Raw genomic sequence first — 22,489 nt, forward strand, 5'->3', positions numbered from 1 at the left:
GTGCGTATCCACTCCCTGACCATCGACAACGTCCGCGGCATCGAGCATCTGGAACTCCACGAGCTCCCGGAGACCGGCGTCATCGTCATCCACGGCGACAACGAACAGGGCAAGTCCACCATCATGGACGCCCTGCACGTGGTGCTCAACCAGAAATACGGCGCACAGAACAAGGTCACCAGACCGCTGCGTCCGGTCCACCGCGACGCCTCCCCGTCGGTCTCCCTCACGGCGACGATGGGCCCGGTCACCTTCACCATCGAGAAGACCTGGTTCCGCGGCCGGAGCGCCCGCCTGGCGGTCACCGCCCCGCATCGCGAAACCTTCACCGGCGACCAGGCGGAGGCCAAACTCGACGAGATCAAGAAAGACCACCTCGACGCCGACCTCCTGCACACCCTCTTCCTGCGCCAGGATGATCTGGGCGGCAGCGTCGACGCCGTCGGCATCTCCTCGCTGACCAGGGCGCTCGACGGCGCCTCCGGCACCGAGGGGGCGCCCGGCGCCGAGGACACCGGCCTGCTCGCCGCCGTGGAGACCGAGTACGCCCGCTACTTCACCGCCGGTAAGGGGGATGAGACGAAGGAACTCAAAGAAGCCCGCACGGAACTCGAGACCGCCGAGGCCGAGCAGACCCGGGCGCAGGCCGCGGCCGCCGAACTCGACTCCTTCGTCTCCTCCTACGACCGGGCCGTCGCCGAGCGCGACCGCGCCCGGACGGAGCTGCCTGCGGCCGTGGCGGAGGAGGCGGATCTGGCGGACAAGGCGCTCCTGGCCGCCGAGGCCACCGAGAAAGCCGCACGTCTGCGGGAGGAACTTCAGCGCGCTGGGGAGGACCTGGCCCGCGCCACCGGGGCGGTCGACGCACGCCGTGAGCTTGCCGACGCCGTCACTGCCGCCGCCAGCGAACTCGGCCGGCGCCGCGAGGGCCTCGAGGAGGCCACCGCCGCCGCGGAGCACGAGAAGACCCAGTTGACCGAGCAGGGTGAGCAGTTGGAGCAGGCCCGGATCCGGCACCGGGAGGCGGGCGAGAGCTTCCGCGCCGCACGCACCGCCCTGCGCCTGGTGGAGTCCGCCGCGCGCCGGGACGACCTGGCGGCGCAGCTGGACAAGGTCGGCGACCTCAACGAGCGGATCCGCGCGCTGCATGAACGGGCCGCCGGGCGGCAGATCACGGACCGGGATGTCCGGGCGGTCGAGGACGCGGCGGCCGAGGTCACCCTCCAGCGGGCGCTGCGCGGGCAGGCCTCCGCCAAGCTGCGGCTGACGGCCGTTCCCGGCACGACCGTGGTGGTCGACGGGCAGACCGTGTCCCTGGGCTCCGAAGCCGTGGCGGTGGAGCTGCGCGACGGCACCGAGGTCACCGTCGGTGACGTCACCGCCCGCTATATCGCCGGATTCTCCGACACCTCCGACTCCGCCGCCGGGGAGGACAAGGTGGCCGCAGCGGAGCTGACACTCGATGATCTGCTCGCCGATCTGGACTGCGCTGACCTGGATGCGGTGCGTGCCGCCCGGGACGCCGCCCGGGAGGTGGCCGACGAGCTCGCCGCCCTCACCCGTGAGCGCGTGACCATGCTCTCGGGCGCCGACCCCGACACGCTGGCCGCCGAGCACGCCCGCCTGAGTGCGGAGCTGGCCGAGGCCGAGCTCCCCTCCGGCCTCGACATCCCCACCGCCGCGGCGCGGCTCCGGGACGCGGAGGAGGCGCAGGATGCAGCGGCCGAGGAGGCGGCCACACTCGACGCCGCCCTCGCCCCGTGGCGGGACCGGAAAGCCACCCTCGCCTTCGCAGAGTTGAGCGCCCGCATCGAGGCCGCCGAGGCGGCTCTCACCCGGGCGCGGGAGAACCTGGCCGCCGCGGAACAGAAGGGGAGCGAGGCGGACCTCGCGACGGCCGTCGAGCAGGCCGCGGATGGACAGGCGGCCGCCGCGGAGCGGTTCCGCCGGGCCGAGTCCGAGGTGGCACGGGTTGATCCGGACCTGGCGGCCAGACTGCACGAGGGGGCCGTCGCGCGGGTGGAGAGCCTGCGGGCCGCGGCCACCCGTGCGGACACGCAGCTGGCCGAGCTCAAGGGCCGCATCGAGATGGCCACCGGCGCCGCCGAGAAGCTGGAGAAGGCGCAGGCCGCCCGGGAGGCCGCGAGCCACCGGTTGGATTCGGTGGACCGCCGCGCGCAGGCGGTGCGCCTGCTGCGCGAGACCCTGCACCGCCACCGCGACGTGGTGCGCGCCCGCTACGCGCAGCCCTTCGCCGACCAGCTCGGCCGCCTGGCCCGCACCGTCTTCGGCCACGACGTCGAATTCGCGCTTTCCGACGGGCTCGAGGTGAGAAGGCGCAGCATCGGCGACAGCACGGTGCCGCTGGAGGACCTCTCAGGTGGGGCGAAGGAGCAGCTGGCCATCCTCACCCGCTTCGCCATCGCCGGCCTGGTGTCGCAGGACTCGGGCGACGGGCAGGTGCCGGTGCCGGTGGTCATCGACGACGCCCTCGGATCCACGGACCCCTCCCGGCTCCAGCTGATGTCGACGTTGATCACCGAGATGGGGAAAAACTGCCAGGTCATCGTCCTCACCTGCATGCCGCAGCGCTACGAGCGGGTGGCCGGACGCACCGAGTTCCCGATCTCGGAGCTGAAGTCGACGGGCCGGCTGCTCTAGGGGACGCTCAGGCGGGGCGTGGCTCCCGGAGGTAGAACTCGGCGGCGTTGTCCCGGAACACGGCGTTGAGTTGCTCGGGCTCCACCGCCTGCCGGATCAGCTCCAGATCGGCGTTCTCGAAGGGGCGGCGCGCGCGTGTGGAGGGAAGATCGGTGCCCGCCATGAGCGCGGTGGGGTCCACCGCCATGATCGCCCGGATGGCTGCCGTGGGGTCCAGGTCGACCCGGCCGAATCCGGTGGCCTTCACTTTCGCGCCGTGCTCGACCAGCCGGAGGAGCTGGGGGAGCCCGTCCCGGTGCAGCCCCATGTGGTCGATGCTCACCGCCGGGAGGGTCGCGACCTGTTCCCATGTGTTCGCCAGGAAGCGGGCGTCGATGTAGAGCTCGACGTGCCAGCCCGCGAGATGGTGCACCCGCCGGGCGAGCCGGTTGAGGTCGTCGAGGGAGGCGGACCCGCCGCGGGCGGCATTGAAGCGGACCCCGCGCACGCCCGCCTCGTGCAGGGACAGGATGTCCGCGTCGCTCGTGTCCGCCGGGATCTGGGTCACGCCCACAAACGCGGGGCCCAGCGCAGCGAGGGCGTCGCGGAGGTAACCCTGGTCGAAGGCCTGGAAGGAGCCGGAGACCACGGCTCCGCCCCGGACGTCGAGGCCGTCGACGCGGGCGCGGTAGTCGTCGACGGTGAAGGGCTCGGGCAGGTAGCCGTTGTTTTCCACGAGGGGGTGGGCCGGGTCGATGATGTGCAGGTGGGCGTCGAAAAGCGGGGGCATGGCCCCAGATTAACCGCCCGGGCATGCCGGAGCCCCCGGTCCCGGGGAGGGGAACGGGGGCTGCGGAGGAGAAGCTTAGGCCTGCTTGATGCCGGAGCCGTCGATCTGGATGGTGATCTGCTCGGAGACCAGCACGCCGCCGGAGCCCAGCGGGGCCTGGAAATCGACGCCGAAGTCCTTGCGGTTGATCTTGCTGGAGGCCTCGAAGCCGATGCGGACGTTGCCGAAGGGGTCCTCCTCGACACCGAAGACCTCGACGTCCAGGGTGACCGGCTTGGTGATGCCCTTGAGGGTCAGGTCGCCGGTGACGGTGCCGGACTGGCCGGAGATGTCGAAGGAGGTGGACTCGAAGGTCATCTCCGGGAACTGCTCGACAGCGAAGAAGTCGTCGCCGCGGACGTGGCCGTCGCGGTCGGCGTTGCCGGTGTTGACGGAGGCGGTCTTGATGACGGCCTTGACGACGGAAGCAGCCGGGTTGGCCTGGTCGACGACCGCCGAACCCTCGAACTCCTCGAAGTTGCCGCGGACCTTGGTCACCATTGCGTGGCGGGCCACGAAGCCGATCTCGGTGTGTGCGGGATCCAGAACCCAGGTGCCGGTGTAGTCAGTCATGTTTGTCTCCTCAGGAAGTCTCTCGATTCTCAGCCGCACCCCGTAGACCGGAGTGCGGTTCGAAACCCACTCTAACACCGTTTGGTGACTTGTCAACATATGGGATAATATTCATCGTCGTGAAGGGTGAAAGGGCAGGTGGCGACATGGGTGGACTCCGCAGTTCCGGACCGGGGAGCGGGGTGGACGGGTCCCCGGGGATTAGTGACACGACATATGACGGCGCTATAGTCGATGACATGGCAACCGAGGCTCGTTGGCTCAACGACGAAGAGCAGGCGCTGTGGCGACTCATTCTCGCCGGAATGCGCAAGATCGACCGTGTGATCGATGAGACGCTGCTGGCAGGTAGTGACCTGTCCAGCTCGGAGTTCTCCGTGCTCGTGTCCCTCTCGGAGGCGGACGGGCAGTGCCTGCGCCTGCGGGACCTGTGCGCCGGACTCAACTGGGACCGTTCCCGCACGTCGCACCAGATCACCCGCATGGAACGCCGCGGGCTGGTGACCAAGCGCAAGAGCGAGGGCGACGCCCGGGGAGTCGTCGTCTCCCTCACCGACGAAGGCATGCGCCGGCTGCAGTCCGCCGCGCCGGACCACGTCGAGAGCGTGCGCCGGGTCGTGTTCGACCACCTGGAACCCGAGCAGTACGCGCACCTCAAGGCCTTCATGGAGGGCGTCATAGCCGTGGACAACGTCCCGGGCCACCCGGACTTCGTCGGCGAGCTCAACGCCCCCGACCGCACGGATGCCCAGTAAGTTCAGGGTTTTATCGGGGCTTGCCCCTATGGGAATTCCTACCGTCGGCTGACATCATGGGAGATGGCAGGACACGACACCACTAGGAGCCCCACATGACCGACTTCAACCCCCCGATGTCCCAGCGACGCCTCCACCGCTCGCTGACGGACCGCTACGTCGCCGGCGTGCTCGGCGGCATCGCCGAGACCTATGGCTGGAACCCCACCCTGGTGCGACTCATCTTCGTCGCATCGTTCCTGCTGCCCGGCCCGCAGTTCCTGGCGTACATCATCGCCTGGTTCATCATGCCCAACGGCTGAGGCGGTAGGAGAACATCGCCCGCCCCCTGCGCGAGAACGCGGGGGACGGGCGGTGTCGTGTCTTCGTCCGGGAACGGCCTAGAAGAAGTCGCTGCGGGTGGCGTTCGGGTGCTGCGCCAGCGGAGTGGCCTTGATCGTCATGTACTTGTACATCGGGAAGCCGGAGAGCACCTCGTGCAGGTGGTCGTTGTCGCGCACGTCGTAGATCGAGTAGTTCGAGTACTCGCCGACCACGCGCCAGATGCCCTTCATGACACCCTCCTGCTGGAGGTTGCCGGAGTACTCCTTCTCACGGACCTGGAAGTCGGCGACCTGCTCGGGGGTGAGGGACTCGGGGAACGTGACATCCATGCGTGCCAGAAACAGCATTGCGCGGCCTTTCAACATCGGGGATAGGTGACACCTCACCCTACCTGCTGCCGCTTATCGACGCCCTCCTCCCAGCAGCCCGCCCAGCAGGTCGCCGAGGATGCCGCCGCCGGAACCGCCGGCCGGTGCCTGGTTCTGCTGGGATCCGCCCAGGACCTGGCCCAGGATCTGTTCGAGCACGCCACCCTGGGAGGACGGCGCGGAAGGCGAAGTCCCGCCGCCGCGCTGCTGCATGCGGCCGGCCAACCAGGACATCGCCAGGGGGGCGAGAATCGGCAGCAGCTGCTTGACCAGACCGCTGCCCGCGCCGAGACCCCCGAGCTGCTGCGCGACCTGGTTCTCCTGGGGGCCGAAAATATGGTGGGCGATCTTGGCGCCGTCCTCAGTGTCTATGGCGTCGACGTCGACGCCGCCCTCCACCAGGGAAGGGTCGTGCTGGTTGAGGGCCTGGGCCAGGGAATCTCGGCCTGCGGGGTCCTGCGCGTTGGCACCCATGCCGGCGAGCAGTGCAGGGAGAATCTGCTGTGCGGCGGCCTGGACCTCGGCGGGGTCCTTGCCGAGGCGACCGGCGATGTTGTCGATGGGCAGGGAGGACAGGAGCTGGTTGATATTCTCGGTCATGAACTCCAGGGTAGACGCGGGGAGGGAAGAGCGACGGGGAATCCGCCGTCGGGTGGACCTCGGGACCGGAACCGGCCGGTTTCGGCCCCGATGTCAGTGCGAGCGCCGATTCCTGCCCCCGGGGCGGCACAGGGCATGGTCTGGGGCGGAGTGGCAGCGGGGCCGGAGGTCAAGGGAGAGCACATGCTGGACTGGCAGGCAGGCCACCCCGAAGTGAAAAGGTTCTTCGGCTGACGTTGAGGGGCTTTGACGAAAAAATCTCGCGACACCGTAGGAACGATGTCGCGAGACTTCGGCGGTCTTGGCTTATTGGGTTGAGCTTGGTGAACGTCTTCCCCCTGGGACAAAGAGTCCCCTCGGAAATCTCGGAAAATCCCCTGAGGGGCGAGGCGTGGGGCACGTAGCACTAATGGTGGGAATTGCTGGAAATCATAATCACTGAAGGTCCGTCACCTGGTCCGTAGCGGCTCGCCACAAACACATCACAGATCAGCCCCAATGGGTAGTGGCTACCTGCTTACAGTCTATGCTGACGGTATCGGGAGCACCATCTTAGGTGATCCGCTTAGGTCTAAACAAGACACTTCGAGGAGGTCTGAAGCAATGTCAAACGGCGGCTATCAGCAGTTTGCGTTCAGAACATACCTGTATGTGACCCCACCCGAAATGGATGGTCAGGCGGTTCGAGATCTGATTCGGCTCTGCAGAGACACCCCCGCACTTCATTCGCTAAATCCAAGCATTACGACGACTCAGCATCAAGGAAAAGTGCAGCTATCCATCAGTTTTGCGAGCCTCGACATCGAGGGAGCCGAATCTACTGCTGACGGATTCTTAAACCTTCTACTGAAGACGATCGATGCAGATCATAGTGAGAAGTTTCGCGAAGGCAGCAACCTCTTAACCCTCGCTTAATTTATTATGATCGGGCCATTCAAGAAATCGGTGGAGCAACGTTCCAGCGGCTGGTTAAAAGCCGGGCATTGGGCGAACGAATGGTGGCCAAGAGTGGCTCTGGGCTTGGTTACCATCGCCGCAATCGTAATCTCGGCATTCCCCAGCTGGAAGATTTCATTTTTCGGTTGCGAACTCTTTGCAAGACATATTCTCGCGCTTCTGTCGGCATTATTGCTGATCATAGGCGGGATTGGCTCTATCAAGCATGGGAAAAGCCTGGCAGAAGCTGAGTCAAACAAGGCGCTTTATAAAGATTTGGCGAACTCCTACAGGAATGATGTCCACGAGATTCTAAAATTCTCCCTTACTAAGCTCGTCGCGGAATGTGATTTGTTGGACGGAGATTACTGTAAAAGCGATGTTCGGGTCACCTTGTACTGCCATGACAAGGAGAGGAGAGACTTTATTCCTGCTGCTCGAATATCGGGAAACCCTCTGTTTGAAGAACAAGGTCGAGACCGTTACCCGGATGACATAGGAATCATCAGCCTAGGATGGCAAAAGGGTGTAGCAAGTCTCCAGAGCAATGCAAAAACCTCTGATGAGTGGATTCAAGAGCAAGAGGAAGAATGGAACCTTCCTAGGGAAACAGCTGAGAAAATCTCTATGCAGTCAAAAAGTATGGTGGCGGTAAAGCTAGTCCATCATGGTAATGCGATCGGAGTAGCTGTGGCAGAAAGCACGACTAAGTCGAGAGTACCGGCTAGACTCCATAAACAAATCAAGGAGGCTGAGTGGTTCGATCCTGTAGCTCGTCTTCTGACAACGGTACGCCCATCGCTTCTGCCTCACATTTCAAAAGGTCCTTAACCCTGCTTCCTTTCCTACCGCGGTCATGCCGGCATCTTCTCCTAGGTCCTTCATCTCCGGATCGTCTGACGTGGGGGCTGTTTCCGCGCCTATCGTCCGCTCGCCCATCGAGTACGTGGTCGCGGCCGTGGTCTCGTCGGGTGACATGTCTGCGTCAGTACTGTCCGTACCGCAGGCACCTAAGGCGAGGGGCAGGCCAAAGCCTCACAACTCCCTAGTGAAGGGCCGCAAATATGCCAACGGCCAGCGGTGTCTTGAGCCTCATGAGGGATCATTATCTTTCAGAAGCGCGAATATAACAGGGGAAACAGCGAGTCTCTCGGAGCCCGTGCATGTCACATATTGCAGACATGACCGACATACGCCCCTACAAATACGAATGACAGTTCGGCGAATGTAGGTCCTGAGACAACGCCTCGACGTTGATCTGCCCTGAAGCCGAGGCATCTTGGACACGGGTGTCCTTGTGGTCGATGTGCGATTAAGCCTGGATCCGCCGATGGTCCTTCGGTGAATCCAGGCTAAATACTGGAGACAGATCAGGCTGCCCGGGAGGGACCTCACTGGCAATACTCGTCGGCGCGGCGCCTTCCCTGGATACAGTGAGCTCATGGATGAAGAACGCCGGATCGCCTCACTCACCGCCTTCTACTTCGGTAGGAAGGTTGCCCGAGCCCCGCACCGAGATGAAGTCATCAAGTCTGCTGCCTATAAGGCTTACCCAGATGTGCGGAGAACTATCTGGGGAATGGCGTCACACCCTCAGGCATCGGAGCTGAAAGAGGCGACCCGCGACAAAATCGTGAGTTTCGTCTACTCCCTCGAAGACATTCGGTCCCAGGAGCAGTTCGACCAGCAGCATCAGGCATGGTGTGAGGACGTGGTTGCCTACTACCAGGCGCACCCCCACCGGGACCGTCCGTCATTTCAGTTCCGCTACGGCCATGCCCAGAAGTGGCTGAACATGACGCTGAAATATCTGGCAGTGCTCGGCCACCCGACGGTGGAAAGGGTCTACGACTTCCTGCACGCCCCAGTGGATAGGGACGTGTACGCGCGTGCGGAATCCCTGCTCGGGGTCCGCCGGCCGAAAGCGGCGTGGTCACGGCTCGACGGGGGTGCCTATCGGGACTATCAGGCAGAGATCCGGCGGGCCATCCAGGGGCAGGACGGGCGATGCGTTATGGATTGGGAGACCGACGAATGGATCGCAGCTCGGTGACGTCAGGTGCGGGCATGTCCCGCAGATTGATCGAAGAAGAGGTGACCTCAATGGCGAAGAAGCGTAAGCGTCGTAAGGGGCAGAACGGCCCTCGTAGCGAGTTCGTGGAGGCGATGGTCAAGAAGTATGCGGTGAGGCCTCCGGAGAACACCGACGAGTCCGCAACCCCCAACGTTCAGTCGCTGAGTCGAACAGGCTCATTCAGGTCGAGGGCGGGCAAGAAGCGCAACACCACGGCTCGTCCGGGCCTGGATGTCTCGGCCACGGACTGGGACTTCCTGCATGAAGACACTCCGACTCCGCCGGGCGGTTGGCACGCGCACAACCGACGGCCTCAAGAGGGGAACTCCGTCAGGGCGAAGTCGGGCGGACTGCCTGGGAGTAGCCGGCGGAGGTTCTAGGCAGGGAATGTCGGAACTCTACCGCTCCTGCACCCACATCCGCCGAAACACTGGCCCACCACCTGTCCGGCCGGCCAGCTCCTGGGCCTCCTCGAGAGAAGTGCAGTCTTCGGAGAACGCGCCCCAGGAGCGGTCGTAGACGATCCAGTCCACGTAGCCGTCGAGCTCAGGGTCTGAGGATGAAGGTTTCTGTGTCATGCGGGTGATGGTAGCTTCGAAGCCAGTGGGGGGGGAGAAGAGCCTGCACACTGTGGTGGGGGCGGGGTACACAGTGACGTTGCTATGGGTAAGTGCCTGAACATGCAGGTGATGCCCTAGAATTACACTGGAGTGATTAGAGGAGAACCTGAAAATGGGCAACACGAGTCTCACCACCGCTAAGCGCAACAAGAATGATGAGTTTTACACGATGTATCCCGACATCGAGCGCGAGATGGTGGCCTACTGGAACTTCAACAAGAATGTCTTCCGGGACAAGGTCGTACTATGTCCTGCCGATGATCCTGAGTGGTCCAACTTCCGGAAGTTCTTTGCAGATGTGTTCGAGGAGTGGGGACTCAAGAAACTGATCTGTACCAGCTATGCCCCGCGGTCGAACCAAGATGCGTTGTTCGCTGTGGACATCGTTGAAGAGCGGAATGATCCAAAGTACGACCCGAAGCTGTCCGAAGAACGTGGCCGCGTCTTGGTGCTGGAGCGTGAAGATCTCAACGATGACGGCCGGATCGACCGTGCTGATATGAAGTGGGAATACCTCGAAGGCGACGGCGACTTCCGAAGTGCAGAAGTTACGGCGCTGCGTGATGAAGCCGACATAGTCGTTACCAATCCCCCTTTCAGCTTGTTCCGGGAGTTCCTCGCCTGGCTGGAGGACGGGGGCGTGCAGTATTCGATCATCGGAACGATCAATGCGACGACGTACAAGGAGACCTTCGCGCTGATTCGTGAGAACAGACTGTGGAAGGGCGCTACCGCCAATAGCACTGACATGATCTTCCGAGTCCCGAAGGGTGCTGAAGTTAAAGCTGATGACCGGGCGAAGGCGATTCGAATGCTCAGGAAGATCGGCGGTCAGTATGCCGACCTCCCAGACGACGCTGATTTCACGCGACAGGGTAGCTCGTGTTGGTACACGAACATCGATCACGGCGTTCGTCACGAATGGCTCGAGCTTGACACGATGGAGCGGAATCAGACTAAAAGAAATGCGAAAAAGAAGGTGCGGGAGCACGGATACCTGAAATACGACAACTATGACGCGATTGAAGTCCCTTTCACGGATGCCATCCCTTGTGACTATGACGGCGTGATGGGCGTTCCGACGACCTTCCTCGATAAATACAACCCTGATCAGTTCGAGGTAATTGGTACGACAGAATCGAACGATCCAGAGAACCCCTGTCGAACTCGCTGGTACTCATCAGAAGAATGTCGAGCCGCATATCTAGACAGATTTGGTAAACCAGGGTCTTATGACTTAAATGCTTCCGGCGTTGTCAACGGTGTGAAGGTTTTCAAACGGGTGCTGATTCGTCGTCTAAACGGAACGGAGGGCTAGATTATGAAGACGACGCTTTTGACGGACACTACCGTCGGTGAGATTTTGTCCGGATTCGAATGGGACGCTATCGAGGCTAAGGGTCTCTACGGATGGGACGGGGCACTCACAATCCAGCCCGAGTACCAACGTAACTATGTATATGGACTCGATGGAGGAGCCAAAGAGGCCAAAGTAATTGAGTCTTTGCTGAATGAGTATCCACTGGGATTGCTCTACTTCGTCCATGATCCAAAGAAAACCGATCACCCTTACGAGGTTCTCGACGGGCAGCAGCGAATCACGAGTGTGGGCCGGTTCCTGCAGGGGCAGTTCTCTGTCCTGGTGAATGGCTACGAGAAACGATGGGCGAGCCTGGACCCAGCGATTAAGGATCAGATCCTCAATGCACGTCTGCTTATCTATGCGTGTGAAGGCACTGAGACTGAGATCAAAAGGTGGTTTGAGACCATCAACATCGCCGGTGAACCGTTGACCAGGCAGGAGTTGCGCAACGCGGTTTATGCTGGTCCCTTTGTTACTGCTGCGAAGCAGGTGTTCAGCAAGACCAATAACAACAAGCGGTTGGAACGCTGGCTTGAGTGGATGCCGTTCAAGGCTGAGGATGCGACACGTCAGCGAGTGCTGGAACGAGCTCTGGAATGGGTAAGCCTCTTAGATAGCTCCGAAGAGGAGGATGCCGACCGTCGCGTCAACCTCTACATGGATGAGCACCAGGAAAGTGATGACGTGAGTCAGGTCATCAATCATATGAACACGGTGATTGACTGGGCTGAGTCATTGTTCCCTTCGGGCGGGTCGCCCAAGCTGAAACTCTCTACCCAGGACTGGCATAGTTTGTGGAGCCAGTATCGTTCGGTGGTTGGCAGCGGCACCAACGCCGAGATGACGGCCGATGAGTTTGAAACAACGTGCTTGAAACTCCTGGCTGACGATGAGATTAAGGGGGAATCAGGGATCGTTGAGTTCGTGCTCGGAGGTCAGACAGACCATCGTCTCTTGAACCTGCGCGAGTTTGAAAATGTGGTCAAGAAGCGTGTCTACAATCGGCAGACGCATGAAGCTAATTTGGTTGACGTATCGAATTGCCCTGACTGCGTGAAATACCCCGAAAATCGAAACGATGCCGGTACAAAGACCTGGGCTCTCAAAGAGATGGAAGGTGATCACATCAAACCATGGTCGCAGGGCGGTAAAACTACCGAGGATAACTGTCAGATGTTGTGTAAACGGCACAACAATGCCAAGAGTAATATTTGGTAATTAAGTAATCTCCCTGGAATTACTCACTGGCGATGGGATTACGTCCTCTAAAGGTCTTTGAACGCGCAGGCACCGTTAGCAACGGGGCCATCTACCTGGCCCCGTCCCCCGGCTCTACAGCCCCTGAATCTGGTCAGCGGAGAAGGACCAGCGTCCTCCTGACTGTGTTTCCGTCAGGCGCAGTTCCTCGGTGCCGACGGGCAGGTCAGCGTAGTGGACATGTCGGACGGTGTCACCGACACGGATCCTGCTCGACCAGTGTGTTTCTTCCCGCGGCTCAGCGCACCACGTAGACCCGTCCAAAGGCTGGTTGATGCCGTCCGCGGTCAGCGCCGACCAGTCCGACCACACAGCGAAAGTACTGGGGTCATAGTCGAAGTCGGAGGGCTTCGTCTTGATGAGCACCGGGATCCTCAGCAGCTGGGTGTCCGCCGGCTGCTCGTTGTATGCACTTCCCGGGCAGCTATCCAGGATTTCCAGTGCCTCCACGGTGAACAGGACCGAGCAGTCCCCGTACTCAAGGCAGTCGAACCCTGCTTCCTTTCCCACAGCCGCCTCACGGACCCCCTCACCGGGTGTCATCATCTCCGTATCCTCCGCTGCGCGCGTTTCTTCCGCAGACGTCGACGGATCACCCGTCGAGTACGTGGTCGTGGCCTCGTTGGGCGAGCTGCCGGTGTCAGCACTGTCCGCGCTACAGGCACCGAGAGCGAGCGACAGGGCAACAGCGCCGGCAACCAGAGGTGTCGTGATCTTCATGAGGGGTCATTCCTTTCAGGAGTACGCGGCTCTATCAGGGGAAACAGCGAATCCCCGGAGCCTGTGCATGTCGCATACTACAGACATGCCGCACATGCGTCCCTACAGGTTCGAGTGCCAGTTCGACAGCCGCTCATCCTGGAACAGGGCCTCGACGCTAACCTGCTCCGCGACCAGGGCCTCCTGAACGCGAGCGTCCTTGTGGTCGATAGCACGCAGCGTCTCACCAACCCGGGCAATGGAGTCGATGCGCGAGTAGAGGTGACCGTGCTGCTTCGCATAGGCCGACAGCCCCCGCAACTTGGGCAGGGCATCGGTCAGGTGAGTGCCGTGCGGGTCGATGATCGACACCCCGACGTCATCGCCGGAGCGGGAGAAGACGAGGAAGTCCGGACGCAGAATCGCCTCCGACCCGTCCTCCCGCACCCACGGCACACCCAGGGACTCCCGACCGGAAGACGACGGGTTGCGGTACCAGCCGACCGTGAAGTCATGAGCCAGCTCCGCCTCGATGACCGTCTGCTCCCAGGCGTTGAGCTGCACCGGGGCCTGACCGTGGCTGTCCGCCAGCAGGTGCTTGGCAAAGGTCGGCACCGGCACCTCCGACGAGCCGCGCCCTGCGACCAGGGAGGTGGGAAGACTCAGCCCGACCGGCTCGGGACGATCCGACATGAGCCGGATCGCGTCGTACTTCTCGCGCAGCTCCGGCCGGGTGGTGATCCGCGCCCGGTTCTTCTCGTACAGGGTGGTCACCTGGGCACGTGCCGCAGCGTAGACGGCGTCGACAATCCCGCGGATGCTGGCAGCGGCGGAAATCGTCGCCACGGCCTGACGGATACCCTCCTCAAGTCCCTCCGGGGCCTGGCTGTCATGGACGAGCAGATACTTCACATAACGGTTCGCCAGCTCCGGGAAGACCCGCTTGGCACCGGAATACGCAGCGTCCACCGCCGCGGCATTGGCACGCCGGCTGCGTGTCGTGCTCCGGGTCTGGCCTGTCATCCGGTCCACGAAGGTGGTGTGCACATCGACGTGCAGAACGTCATGGAGGGCCGCATCGAACTCCTCGCGGTGTGACTCGATCTCAAAATCGACCACCCGGCACAACGCGGCGTTGACCTCGGCAAAGGGCGCTACGTCGGGGAAGTCGATGGCCAGCTGCGAGGCGAGCGTGTACATCCGGGTCAGCGGGTGACGCTGCACGCCCGGCAGACGGTAGCTCGGCAACGTCTCAAGAACCTCGACCACCTGATCACAGTCCTCGATGTGCTCGTTGCGGGTGAGCGTGACCGGGTTGAGGACGACGTCGCGGCCCGGGATCTTCTCTCCCGTTTCCGCGTCGACGGAACCGTGTTCGAGTCGCTGGACGATGCTGTCCAGGGTGTCCGCGTCGAACCGGGGCAGGACCGCGAACGCCGCATTGAGCACATCGTCACCGTCAATCCGACGGGCAAGCGGAGTCCGCAGCAGCCGACCGATGAGCTGGGTGATGTAGGTGTGCTCCGCGGCGGTCTTCAACGACACGAGCACCTCCGCCCGCGGGCAGTCCCAGCCGGTGGTCACCGCCTCCTGGACGAGCAGGACACGGACGTCGTTGGCGTGCTGCACGGAGGTCGGCGCGATATAGGGCACGCGGTACCGACCCAGATCCCACTCGGTGTGCGTCTGCCGGGCATGTGCGAAGGAGCCGGCGTGAAGGTCGGGGTAGGTGGTGATAAGCGCGTCCATGAGGCCGGCAACCTCATCAGGCTTTGGTGTGGCGGGCAGCTGCAAGACCATAAGCGGAATGACCACACGGTCCCCGGTACGTCGGCTGTGCTGCTGCCAGGCACGGGTCACCTCCTTGAGACGCTCCGCACCGAGCTGGACGAAGCTCAGATCATAACGCCCCTCCTCGCCGCGGGTATCGAGCACTATGGTGTCCTTGAGCAGGCCGGATGCCTGAACCTCCTCGACCGGCACCTCGACGGCCTTGACCGGCAGGCGCTCACTGGTGCTACGCATCGCCTGCTCGAAACGCTCAGCGGTAGCCGACATGCCGAGCACGACGGGCATGGCCGGGGCCTTCCCGTGACCGTTGATCAGCCGGGAGACGATGGTGTCAGAGTCCTTGCCGGCCGCGGCCTCCCGCTGACCCTGGTGGGCCTCGTCCACGACGAACAGCAGATTGGTGTCCGGGTCAGCCAGGGTGTTGTCGAGGATGTCGTAGATCGTGTAGCCGGTGTTATCGCCCTTCTCCCGGACCAGGTGGTTGCCTGCGCTGAGCTTCTGGGCGTTGAGGAGGTAGACGTGGCCGGGGTCCAGGCGGGCCGCGGAGAAGTGGGAGTCGATGATCTTCACCCGCCCGTTGAGCACCTCGGAGTGGGCTTCGAGGCGCTCGCGGGTCTGACGGTTAAGCTCCGGGTCATGGGAGAACCAGAGGACGACGGGGCGGCTCACCGGAGCCAGGTCGTAGTCGGGGGATCCGGCGACCAGGGCCTCGAGGACAGCCGCGGCGATAACGGTCTTGCCGGCACCGGTCGGGGCGATCAGCGGGATGGAGGTGGTGACCTTGGCGGAACGGTAGCGGTCGAAGGCGGTGGTCACTGCCTCAAGAGTGGCGCGGGCGGCGGTGTGCTGGAAATCGAATAGGTCGAGTTTCATGGCGGGGAGTCCTAGTCGTTGGCGATCTTGAAGGTGGTCAGGTAGTCCTCGTAGAGACGCGTCGAGGCGACTCCTGGGGGAAGGTGGTCGTTGACCTGCCGGAAGGTGGCCTGGCTGTCGGTGATGACGAAGACGTGCCTAAGGTCAGGGCGGTCCTTGAGGTTGTCCAGGAAGGCCGCGGTCTGGTCGGTATCGCGCAGCACGGCATAGGTGTCGGTCGCAGCCCATCCGTGGTCAGGAATCTCGGTGATGACCTCGCCTCGGGAACCGGCCTTGAGCCAGAGGGCGGGGGCGACTTTGGCGAAGGCGAGGTCGTGCTGGATAGCGGCGGGGGCCTCGTAGGTCAGCGTGAAGAAGTTGACGCGGCCGGCGGTGGGGTTCGTGTACGGGGTGCCGTCGACGCGGGTGCCGGTGAGGATCGTTTCGATGCGCGGCTTGGTCACATGCCGGTAGACCCCGTGCTCCTCCCACTGAGGGTCCCCTGGGCGCAGGCCGTCCTTACGCAGCTGCTGTGCATCCTTGTGGTTAAGTTCGTTGTTCGTGACGAGGATGCAGGTGCGCTCCGAGGTGGCGTTCTCCTCATTGAGGCGCAGGACGGCCTCCATCGTGGACCCGGAGCCGCCGAAGAAGTCGAGGATGACGCCGTCGCGCGGGGTCATAAGATCCAGCCACTCCATGAGGACGGTGTGGTCCTTGGGGTAGGGGAAACGCGCGTCAGGGAACACGCCGCTGTCGTTCTGCGGGTAGTGCAGGTGACGGGTGCCGTGGGTGCGCTGACGGTCGAAGACGGACAGAGCGACCTGGCCGGTGACACCCTCCAACGGGCGCTTCTCACTGATCGGATCCGTGTGGTCTTCCCGGAACAGGATCCGCCCCTCAGCGATCATCTGCCGCATCCCGTCCTCGGTAGAGCGCCATCCCCTGCTGGGTGCAGGGACCGGGAGGTTAGTCACTGGGTGAAGAACGTCGTAGCGGAAACCGTTGCCGCCCGGCGCGGAAATATCCCCGTCACGCGCCAGGGCTCCATCAGGGAGGAAGTAGATGTTTCGTGCCATCTTCTTCTCCGGAGCGTCCCCGGGAAGGGACTTGAACCAGGCCCGCATCAGCGCCGTAGCTTTCTCCTCGTCTCCGCCGGCCTCCTCCCATGCCTTGCGGCCCTGGGCCAGGACGTTGTCGACACCCGGCTTGGGAACCCGCCACTTCGCACCGCGCTCCTGAATCTCGTCCGCGCGGATCGTGGAGACACTGGGAGCTTCCTTGAGCGGCACGCCCGGCTTCGACCAGGTCGAGAGGTTCTTCGCGTAGGCGAGCATGTAGTCCGCGCCGTTGGAGATGAAACGCGCGTTGTTCTTCCGTCCGCCCTGCCAGACGACGCTGGAAATGAAATTGTGCTCCCCGAACACCTTGTCCATGAGCATGCGGAGGCGGTGATGCTCGTCGTCTCCGATAGCCACGACGATGACACCGGTCTCCTTGAGCAGGTCGCGGGCCAGGGTGAGGCGGCGGTCCATGAAGCTCAGCCACTTGGAGTGCCGGAAAGAGTCGTCACCGGAGACGTAGCGGTCGTTGTAGATCCAGGAGTTTGAGCCGGTGTTGTAGGGCGGGTCAATGTAGATCGTGTCCACGGATTCGCGATGGGTGAAGCCGAGCATGCGGAGGGCGTGGGAGTTCTCGGCGTTGATGACCGCGTGCACCGGTTCCTTGGTATCCTCCGTGTCGACCTGCCCGTCGAGGCACAGGCCGGGGTAGACGGTGTCCTTGTAACGGGCCACGGCCACGACGTCCTTGCGGGAGGCGGTGACCGTCTCGATGACTTCCCCGCCGGCCTCGTCGGTGTCCGCGCCCTGATTCTCAGGGGTCAGGAGAAACTCGTCGTCGGAGACCTCAACGACCTCGTAGACGTCCGGCTCCGGCTGGGTGGTCGAGCCGCGGGGCGGGAGGATGCGGACAAAGGAACCCTCCTGGACAGGCACCATCGGCATCTCCACGGCCTCGGGTAAGTGGTCCTCGAAGACCAGCCCAAAGGAGGTGCGTTCCTTGATTGCCGCGGCCAATTCCCGTCCGAGAGCGGGGTCGAGAGCGCGTGCCTGGGAGAGAAGGTCGTCAATGCGTGCCATGGGAGAGTGTCACCTTTACGGGGTCGATACATAAATGTAGAAAGAGACACTAGCTGATTTTCGAGTAGGCAAATGTCAAGTCGTTCGGTAGGCGAATGGCAGGCATTGTCGCTTGCATGTGCTAGATCAATGTCCCCATGTGCAGGGAGAAGCTGACGTTGCAAAAACCGCTTGCATCTTCCCTCCCGGTGATACATGATTAGCGTTACTGGATGTTAAAAGAAACATCGTGTTTGGTCACCGTCTCCCTGGTGGCGCTCGAAGCCTGAACCCCCGTTGACTCCCGCAACTTGGAAGGTTTCCCCATGTCAACTCCATATTTTGTCTCCCGGTACCGACCAGCACCGGAAACCGTGTCGCCCCGCCGGTGGGCGGATGTCGCTGACTTCTCCCGTAACGCAGTTCTCGAAGCTGTCGACATCGAGCACTACAGCGACGACCAGACCCGCGCCTACTTGGGTTATGTTGCGCGCCTGGCCTCCTATGTCCACCACATCTGCGGCCGACCCCTGACCTACGAGGACGTGTTCACGCAGGCAGCGGTGCATAACCTCTTCGAGTTCCACGTCGATGCCGGAGCCCGGGCCAGAGGCTCACGCCGCTCCATGCTGGAAAGTGTTGGCCGCTACCTCAATCCCGCCGGCTTCCCGCTCGACGTCGAGGTTCGCTACGGCTATGAGCCGCCGGCCGGTCCCTATACGCAGGCTGAGGTGCGCGCCCTGCATGAGTGGAGCCGCAGTCAGGGCGACGCAGGGCGTAACGCAGATGCACGCATGATCCTTGCTCTGGGGCTCGGGGCGGGGCTGCGGGCATCGGAGATCATGTCCACGGTCGGTTCGCACGTCACGCGCGAAGGTGAAGCTGTCATTGTCCTGCCTCGCGGCTATCGGAATACCGGCCCGCGGCACACGGTGGTCACCGCGGATTTCGAGGAAGATGTCCTGCGCCGCGCCGAGCAGGTGGGTCAGGACGGGCACCTCTTCCGCCCGGACAGTGAGAACCGGACGACGTCGGTGCTGACGACCTTCATGAAACGCACCCACGCTGACCGGAGGATCCGCCCTGACACGCGCCGGCTCCGGAGCACCTGGATCGTGGACCACATTCTCGAAGGGCTGCCGGCCGCGGTCATTGTTGAGATGGCAGGCCTCGCTGACCTCCAGCACTACCGGGCCTGGGTTCAGCGCGCCGGGGCGGAGCGGGCATCGCTCTACGTCGAACGCAGTCGAAGGCTCGGACAGGTGCACGGACTTCCGCCGGAGAGGAAGGGGTGAGCCTCATGGGCCAATAAGGGGCATAAACGTGGCGTTGTGAGCAAAAGGCATTTATCTTTCAATAGTCGTAGATAAGTTTCCATGCATACTGAAAGACCAGATCAGAGATGTTTTTGGTGAGGAAGGGGTGAAATATAGGGGTAATTATAGTATTTACTAATGGATTACCACGGAAATCTGCAAAAGATGATCCAATACGTCCATGCAAAAACGACCAGCTCAGGACCGCGATCAGACCACTCTCGAATCAGGGGAGGGGTGGGCGAGTGTTACCCACCTATTCCAGATCCCCGAAGCCAAGTTCATTCGGACTGGGCCACAGACTGATTCCCAGCTCGACTTCGAGACGGGCAATAGTCATCGAGTCGAGGATGCTGTCGCCTCTGAGGGCTTTCTGCAGGATCGCGTGATTCATGTCGATTTCCGCCGCAAAGCTACGCACACTGCCCCGGCCCCGCATCGGGGACTCGAGGATGACGTAGCGGAGGTTCAGCGTCAGCTGCCGGAGCTTCTCGAAGACCGGGTCAGGGACCGGAGTGTCGGGCCAGTCCGGGAACAACTCCCGGGGAGTCTCACGGGCAGGGCGGCCGATGGGCTTGGACATGCTGTCGACCCTACTTCCACGGCGTCGGAATCCACCGCTCGCCGCGAACTGAATACCCCCGTTCATCGGGTCATTTACGGGTGGAATCCGCGGAATATTGACCAGAAGGGATGGAGAATTGTGAGGCCGAAGACCATTGAGATCCTGGAATGGTTGCACACTGAGCGCAGCTGGGGTGCCAAAGGTCTTAGCAGTATCCGTGGCTACATAGCCACCTTCCTCCTGCATTGCCACACCCGATTCGATGCAGAGCCGGACATCTCACTTTTCCGTCCTGACATGCTCGAGAGCTACTTCACGGAGCGCCGCGACACAGCGGACGCCCGCCAACGCCTGACGTTCATCTCCGAGCACTTCTACCCCGAACTCTGGGAACGGGTTGGTCCTCGCCAACGTCAGCACAACCCTCCCTACACCGCAGCGGAGGACCGGGCATTTCTCGAGTGGGCACGCTCGCAGTCCACCGCGGAACGCCGCCACTACTGCACTCTGATCCTCGCCCTGGCACGGGGTGTGGGGCTGCGGGCGCAGGAGATTGAGGGGCTACAGGCCGACGACGTCCTGGTCACCGGAGACGGTGTGTATGTCGAGACGGGCAGACTCCGCGGGACCGATGCCGTCCTCGTGCCGGTGGCGGAGCCGTTCGCGGGCATCGTGGCAGACGCCGCACGGGGCGCGCTCCCGGATACCCGCATCAGCAAGCCGGGCCAGCAGCGACTGAGCGTCTACCTGCGCCGCGGTAAAAGCGTCCACGGCGGCGTCCCCCTCCTCCAGCGGCTGCGCAACACCTGGGTGGTGGAACGTCTCCGGGAGGGCATGGACGAGGACGTTATTTCGCGCTGGGCGGGTTTGAGCCATGTCACCGACTACCGGGACTGGGCCGCGGACACACAGTACTAACAGACGACACCACAGAGCAACGAGCAGAAGAAGAGGAGGTGACCAGCGTCATGAGCCGACACGTACAGAAGGCACCCGGTATTCTCGGCCTGTCCCTGGTCACCCCTGAGCACGTCAAAGTCGCACTCCAGGTGGTCGAAGCAGCCGGAGTCATGGAGCTGTGGGAACAGTGGCGCCGCGAGGATGGCTACCGCGATGCCCGCCCCGGCCGGCCCAAGGAGGTGGACGAGAAGACCATGCTCGTCCTGTTCATTCTCCTGGCTATCGAGGGGTCGGCGCTGCACATCACCCGGGCACGCGACGTCATCGTCTACCGCGCGACCCCTGAAGCCCTTGCCATGCTCGGCCTGCCGCAGCGTGACGACTGGAACTTCTGCTGGCACGACGAGCTGCGTGACCGCCGCTGGGATAATCGCCTCTACGCGGCCCTCCGCCGGCTGATCGCACCACTTGACCTCTACCCGGATAACTCCTACGCCCGGCGCTACACGAAAGAGGAGTTCGCTCAGGTCGAGTCCGCGCGTGACCCGGAACTGATCGCACAGCGCCGCCGTCGCAGCCAGGAGTTCTACGGCCCCATTCTCATGGAGTCCGCGAAACTGCTTGGCACAGACTTCTCCCGCTGGACCGGGGACATCGTGGTCGACGGCACGCCGATCCCGGCCTCCGGCACCGGTACCGCTGCCCGCTCCACGCGGGTATCGAGTGAGCCGGACGCGGGATGGTACCGCCGCGGCGGCGACCACAACGGTGACGACGCGAACGGACGCGAGGCGATTTTCTGGGCGTTCGAGGCCTCGTTGATCGCCATGTCCGGCAAGGACTTCGGTAGTAGTGGCTTGCCGGCACCGATCATCGGTCTCTCGCTCGATAAGCCCGGGCACAGCATTTCTGAGCGTGCCCTGGATGCCCTCAGCCACGTCACCTCTGACCCGTCTACGCCGCGCGGCTTCTTCATCGGAGACCGTGCCTACACGCCCGGTGCCAAGGCGGAGAAGCTCCAACAGCCCATCCGTCAGGCCGGCTACCGCATTGTCGGAGACCTCTACGAGGAGCAGAAGGGCCAGGTCACCGCCGTCTATGAAGGGGCACAACAGGTCGACGGTTCCTGGTTCTGCCCGGCCTTACCGGACAGCCTCGTCGGCTTCACAGCCGGTCGCGACAATAAGGCCCTGCTCGATGACCCCGAGGCGCAGCGGATGCTCAAAGAGCGAGACAAATACCGCCTGCGGATCAAGGAGGTCACCCAGGACGGATCGGTGAAGTTCATGTGCCCGGCCCGCGGCCCCGGCGCCACGGTGACCTGCCCTATTGCCTCTGGTCAGATGCCGGACAAACCGGTACTCGGAATGAAGCGTCGAGGTCCGCGTCTGCGCCCCAAGACAGCAACGCCTCCTGCGACGGGGAAGAAGTCCTCCCGGCTCACGCTTGTCCCAGAGCAGCTGCCCAAGGGCAGTGCCTGCGGCAAAGTCTGCTCGAATAAGTCATCGCTGACGATTCCCCTGCATGTCGCCTCCAAGCAGGCACATCAGGGACCGTCCTGGGCGACGAAGGCCTGGGGCGAGGTGTATCACCGCGGCCGAAACATCATCGAGTCCCGTAACGGTCTGCTCAAGAACGCCTCGGGTGTCGGTATCGGTGATCGCACCGGCCGGCTGATCCGCGGCTTCTCGAAGCAGTGGTTCCTCGTTGCTGCCGCGGCGGTCGCCGTCAATATCCGTCTGGTTGACGCTTATCTGCGTCGCACGGGACAGGAGCTGACCCCCGTTCCTCCACCGCCGACCCCGCCGGTACGTAAGACAAACCGTGACGCTGAGGCTGAGCCGTACTGGTCGAACGCGCCTCCCGCTGCCGCCTGATTGGACGACTCGTGGTGGGTCGTCCCTGAGGAG

General features: G+C 62.9%; 20 protein-coding genes. 11 read left to right on the forward strand and 9 right to left on the reverse strand.

The annotated features are described in order from the left end of the window. Positions 1–2,661, forward strand: a complete 2,661-nt coding sequence (locus B840_RS04765) for an AAA family ATPase (RefSeq protein WP_042621188.1) — start codon at positions 1–3, stop codon at positions 2,659–2,661. Between the two features lie 7 nt (positions 2,662–2,668). Here B840_RS04765 and B840_RS04770 read toward each other — a convergent pair whose 3' ends face one another. Next, positions 2,669–3,430 (reverse strand): amidohydrolase family protein, encoded by a 762-nt coding sequence (locus B840_RS04770; RefSeq protein WP_042621189.1) that lies wholly within the window; start codon positions 3,428–3,430, stop codon positions 2,669–2,671. A gap of 75 nt (positions 3,431–3,505) precedes the next feature. Beyond that, positions 3,506–4,042 carry a YceI family protein gene (locus tag B840_RS04775; protein WP_042621190.1) on the reverse strand — a complete coding sequence of 179 codons (537 nt, stop codon included), beginning with the start codon at positions 4,040–4,042 and terminating at the stop codon, positions 3,506–3,508. A 239-nt stretch (positions 4,043–4,281) separates the two neighbouring features. On the opposite strand from B840_RS04775, the gene B840_RS04780 reads away from it, so the two are divergent. Both B840_RS04780 and B840_RS04785 read left to right on the forward strand, forming a co-directional pair. Further along, positions 4,282–4,797: a MarR family winged helix-turn-helix transcriptional regulator gene (locus tag B840_RS04780; protein WP_042621191.1), complete on the forward strand. Its 516-nt coding sequence runs from the start codon at positions 4,282–4,284 to the stop codon at positions 4,795–4,797. A 95-nt stretch (positions 4,798–4,892) separates the two neighbouring features. Continuing rightward, on the forward strand, positions 4,893–5,099 hold the full coding sequence (locus tag B840_RS04785; protein ID WP_042621192.1) for a PspC domain-containing protein: 207 nt from the start codon (positions 4,893–4,895) through the stop codon (positions 5,097–5,099). Between the two features lie 78 nt (positions 5,100–5,177). On the opposite strand, the gene catC is transcribed toward B840_RS04785, so the two are convergent. After that, positions 5,178–5,468 carry a muconolactone Delta-isomerase gene (gene catC, locus B840_RS04790; protein ID WP_042621193.1) on the reverse strand — a complete coding sequence of 97 codons (291 nt, stop codon included), beginning with the start codon at positions 5,466–5,468 and terminating at the stop codon, positions 5,178–5,180. Positions 5,469–5,522: 54 nt separating this feature from the next. After that, positions 5,523–6,089: a DUF937 domain-containing protein gene (locus tag B840_RS04795; RefSeq protein WP_042621194.1), complete on the reverse strand. Its 567-nt coding sequence runs from the start codon at positions 6,087–6,089 to the stop codon at positions 5,523–5,525. Between the two features lie 603 nt (positions 6,090–6,692). Here B840_RS04795 and B840_RS13455 point away from each other — a divergent pair. The 3 genes from B840_RS13455 to B840_RS04800 all read left to right on the forward strand — a co-directional run bounded on the left by B840_RS13455 (position 6,693) and on the right by B840_RS04800 (position 9,078). Continuing rightward, positions 6,693–7,004: a hypothetical protein gene (locus B840_RS13455; RefSeq protein ID WP_156971843.1), complete on the forward strand. Its 312-nt coding sequence runs from the start codon at positions 6,693–6,695 to the stop codon at positions 7,002–7,004. 6 nt (positions 7,005–7,010) lie between these two features. Beyond that, positions 7,011–7,856: a hypothetical protein gene (locus tag B840_RS13460; RefSeq protein ID WP_156971844.1), complete on the forward strand. Its 846-nt coding sequence runs from the start codon at positions 7,011–7,013 to the stop codon at positions 7,854–7,856. A gap of 610 nt (positions 7,857–8,466) precedes the next feature. Continuing rightward, complete coding sequence (locus tag B840_RS04800; RefSeq protein WP_229676577.1) at positions 8,467–9,078, forward strand: hypothetical protein; 612 nt, start codon at positions 8,467–8,469, stop codon at positions 9,076–9,078. Positions 9,079–9,497: 419 nt separating this feature from the next. On the opposite strand, the gene B840_RS13465 is transcribed toward B840_RS04800, so the two are convergent. Beyond that, positions 9,498–9,677, reverse strand: coding sequence for a hypothetical protein (locus B840_RS13465; RefSeq protein WP_156971845.1), 180 nt, complete (start codon positions 9,675–9,677; stop codon positions 9,498–9,500). A gap of 154 nt (positions 9,678–9,831) precedes the next feature. Between B840_RS13465 and B840_RS04805 the strand changes: the two genes are divergently transcribed. Together B840_RS04805 and B840_RS04810 are read left to right on the forward strand one after the other, a co-directional pair. Beyond that, on the forward strand, positions 9,832–11,037 hold the full coding sequence (locus B840_RS04805; RefSeq protein ID WP_042621196.1) for an adenine-specific methyltransferase EcoRI family protein: 1,206 nt from the start codon (positions 9,832–9,834) through the stop codon (positions 11,035–11,037). A 3-nt stretch (positions 11,038–11,040) separates the two neighbouring features. After that, positions 11,041–12,300 carry an HNH endonuclease family protein gene (locus B840_RS04810; RefSeq protein WP_042621197.1) on the forward strand — a complete coding sequence of 420 codons (1,260 nt, stop codon included), beginning with the start codon at positions 11,041–11,043 and terminating at the stop codon, positions 12,298–12,300. Between the two features lie 114 nt (positions 12,301–12,414). Here B840_RS04810 and B840_RS04815 read toward each other — a convergent pair whose 3' ends face one another. The 3 genes from B840_RS04815 to B840_RS04825 all read right to left on the reverse strand — a co-directional run bounded on the left by B840_RS04815 (position 12,415) and on the right by B840_RS04825 (position 17,819). Continuing rightward, a complete protein-coding gene (locus B840_RS04815; protein WP_042621198.1) occupies positions 12,415–13,059 on the reverse strand; it encodes a hypothetical protein in 645 nt (214 codons plus the stop codon). A gap of 102 nt (positions 13,060–13,161) precedes the next feature. Continuing rightward, the gene (locus B840_RS04820) at positions 13,162–15,702 is read right to left on the reverse strand and encodes a DEAD/DEAH box helicase (RefSeq protein WP_042621199.1); all 2,541 of its coding nucleotides are present in this window, start codon (positions 15,700–15,702) and stop codon (positions 13,162–13,164) included. 11 nt (positions 15,703–15,713) lie between these two features. Continuing rightward, positions 15,714–17,819 (reverse strand): site-specific DNA-methyltransferase, encoded by a 2,106-nt coding sequence (locus tag B840_RS04825; RefSeq protein ID WP_042621200.1) that lies wholly within the window; start codon positions 17,817–17,819, stop codon positions 15,714–15,716. A gap of 305 nt (positions 17,820–18,124) precedes the next feature. On the opposite strand from B840_RS04825, the gene B840_RS04830 reads away from it, so the two are divergent. Continuing rightward, on the forward strand, positions 18,125–19,093 hold the full coding sequence (locus tag B840_RS04830; protein ID WP_156971846.1) for a site-specific integrase: 969 nt from the start codon (positions 18,125–18,127) through the stop codon (positions 19,091–19,093). A gap of 277 nt (positions 19,094–19,370) precedes the next feature. Here B840_RS04830 and B840_RS04835 read toward each other — a convergent pair whose 3' ends face one another. Then, complete coding sequence (locus B840_RS04835) at positions 19,371–19,697, reverse strand: hypothetical protein (protein WP_042621202.1); 327 nt, start codon at positions 19,695–19,697, stop codon at positions 19,371–19,373. Positions 19,698–19,976: 279 nt separating this feature from the next. On the opposite strand from B840_RS04835, the gene B840_RS04840 reads away from it, so the two are divergent. Continuing rightward, positions 19,977–20,597 (forward strand): site-specific integrase, encoded by a 621-nt coding sequence (locus B840_RS04840; RefSeq protein WP_156971847.1) that lies wholly within the window; start codon positions 19,977–19,979, stop codon positions 20,595–20,597. A gap of 50 nt (positions 20,598–20,647) precedes the next feature. Further along, positions 20,648–22,456, forward strand: coding sequence for a hypothetical protein (locus B840_RS04845; RefSeq protein WP_042621204.1), 1,809 nt, complete (start codon positions 20,648–20,650; stop codon positions 22,454–22,456). The last annotated feature ends 33 nt before the right edge of the window (positions 22,457–22,489 follow it).

The sequence above is a fragment of the Corynebacterium marinum DSM 44953 genome (genome assembly GCF_000835165.1).
GTDB lineage: Bacteria > Actinomycetota > Actinomycetes > Mycobacteriales > Mycobacteriaceae > Corynebacterium > Corynebacterium marinum.